Annotated in this window: 3 protein-coding genes; all 3 read right to left on the reverse strand. The window is 56.4% G+C overall.

Features of this window, described 5'->3' with window-relative positions; all coding sequences use genetic code 11:
- Nucleotides 1-760, reverse strand: a 760-nt coding sequence (locus AC1DLB_RS27230) for a radical SAM protein (protein WP_477786026.1), incomplete at its 3' end; no start/stop codon positions are given.
- Nucleotides 744-2129 carry an oxygen-independent coproporphyrinogen III oxidase gene (locus AC1DLB_RS27235; RefSeq protein ID WP_477786027.1) on the reverse strand — a complete coding sequence of 462 codons (1386 nt, stop codon included), beginning with the start codon at nucleotides 2127-2129 and terminating at the stop codon, nucleotides 744-746. The genes AC1DLB_RS27235 and AC1DLB_RS27230, both read right to left, overlap by 17 nt.
- Nucleotides 2130-2248: 119 nt before the next feature.
- On the reverse strand, nucleotides 2249-2620 hold a 372-nt coding region (locus AC1DLB_RS27240), incomplete at its 5' end, for a hypothetical protein (protein WP_477786028.1).

Genomic DNA, 2620 nt, shown 5'->3' on the forward strand with positions numbered 1-2620 from the left:
GTTCCGGCAAATGGGCATAGCTGTAGGCGGCAATCCGGTCCGGACGCAGCGCGATGATTTTGCCGAGGGTGACATCGAAACTCTCCACGGTTTGCAATGGCAGGYCGTAAATCAGATCGACACTGATCGATTTGAATCGCGCCTGGCGTGCCGCAGCGACCAGCGCATGGATTTGCTCTTCACTTTGCTGCCGATTGACCGCAGCCTGCACATCGGGATCGAAGTCCTGTACGCCAAAGCTCAAACGATTGAACCCCAACTGACGCAACAACTGGATCTGCTCCGTACTGATGGTGCGAGGGTCGACCTCGATGGAAAACTCATGGTCATCGCTGTCATCCATGTCGAATGCCTGGTGCAGGCAGTCCATCAGGTCAGCCAGTTGCTCGCCGGTCAAATAGGTCGGCGTGCCACCTCCCAGGTGCAGTTGCGTGAGTTTGCGGGTGCGGTCGAACAAGGCAGCCTGCATCACGATTTCGCGCTTGAGGTACGTCAGGTACTCGAAGGCGCGGTGGGTTTTCTGGGTAATGATTTTGTTGCAGGCGCAGTAGTAACAAAGGCTCTTGCAGAACGGGATGTGGATGTACACCGACAGCGATTTTGGCGTTGTCGCCTGGTTGCTGTCCGAGGCCGCACGCTGATAGTCATCGACGGCGAACGCCTGATGAAACTGCGGCGCGGTCGGGTAAGAGGTATAGCGCGGCCCCGGGAGGTCATACTTTTCGACCAGGGCACGATTGAAATCAAATGAAGTTGTCATGATCAATCCATTCGTAATGGGGTTCATGCCCCGCACCGTCCGAATCCTTTTCAAACAGGTTGCAGACGGCATCCACGTGCGGCCGACCGGCCGGAAGAATGCTGATGAAACGGTCAGACAGTTCAATCAACCCGTCATGGCTCAATTGCTCAAGCACAGGCCAGGCGGTGAAAAAGTACTGGCGAAAAATGACTCCATGACGCGTCTCGATTGCCTGGATATCCAGCTCCAGATCACACGCCAGGCGTTCCATGACCATGTGCCTGACCTGATCCCCTTCCTCACAGCGCCAGCCACGACTCGTCGGCAGTTGGTCCATGTCCAGTTGCTGCTGGTACCGTTCCAGTTCGTCGGTGTTTTGCGCATACAAACCGTCGATCTGACTRATAGCGCCCAAACCGAACCCGATATGGTCGCAATGCCCGTGACGGGTAAACCCCTCACAATTGCGACGTAATCGGCCGCGCTCCTGAGCAATCGCCAAATCGTCATCGGGTCGGACAAACTGCCCCAGGCCAATGTAGTGATAACCGGCGCCGATCAACTGTTCAAAGCAGATCCGGCGCATGGCGCCTTTATCTTCCTCGCTGCAAAACGCCCCGATTGTGTCTGCAGTCTTTGGCCGATAGCGTTGGGGTGGCCGGGCATAGTCAAACACCAGCAGCCGGTCCGGCTCCAGTTCGATGATGGTTGTCAGTTTCAGCGCAAAACTTTCTGGCGTCTGCCAGGTATGGCCATAACCCAGATCGACATTGATGGATCGATAGCCGAAGGTACGAGCGGCATCGATAAGCGAATGGATCGGTGCCGGATTCTGGTAGCAGGCCACCGACATCGCACGGTCGGCACCGATGTCCGGAACGCCGATGCTGACATGGTTGAACCMCAGGTCACGCAGCATTCCCATGGTCGACCAATCCGTATGGTGAAGGTCCACTTCTATGCTGTAGTCACCGCACTCATGTCCAAGAAAGTTGAATCGGCCACGAAGGTGATTCATCAGCCGTCTCAGTTGGGCGATGGCGGGTGTTCCGCCCCCCAGATGGAACTGCTCGACCCGCTGCCCGGCTCCCAGATGACAACCGACGAGGTCGATCTCATGTTGCAGACGCTGAAGATAGTGTTCGACACCACTGTGCTCGCATGAAACTTCGCGAGGGGAGCACAAGGCAGGCTTGAGGTTAGAAGGCAGTTGCACGTTCAGCGACAGCGGACGGCACTTCTGACGGCTGACGCGCAATGCACGATGCAAATCCAGAGAGCCGATGCCGTCGTGAAATTTTTCAGTGTCGACATGGCCGTTGGGGTCGAGCACGCCTTGATCGCACCGGACGTTCAGCTCTCCAGGGCTGTGAAACGAATTGAGCATAACGGGTCTCCGAGACTGGCTGCGGACCGCCAGTGTCGGAGCCTGGCGACCCATGCTCCTTGATTTRCATCAAGCGCGAGCGAAGTGCTTGTCGCGCAACGGACACCAGGCAAGCCCAGTCACCACGTCAGGTAAAACATCCACTTGGCCAACAGCACAATGACAACCATGTGGCAGAACAGGCTGCCATGGATGAAATGCAGGTATCGAGCACTCATCCGGCCACTTTTGAACAAAAACATGGCGACCAGGAAATGCAGCAGTACGCTGACGGCCACCACGATTTTCAACATCAGCAACGTGCCAAACGATGAGGCCATTGGTGTGGCAAGGACCGGTAAATAGCGCAGCCAGACCATCCCCAACCCGGCACCGAACAACACCAGCAAGACCCATGGAATCAAGGTGCGTGCACGTCGACCGACACCCTGCTCGACCAGTAACATGACCTTGACCGGCAGTTGTTTGCGGATACTTTCAAGGAACAGGAC

Source organism: Pseudomonas sp. 05N434 (assembly GCF_056396965.1).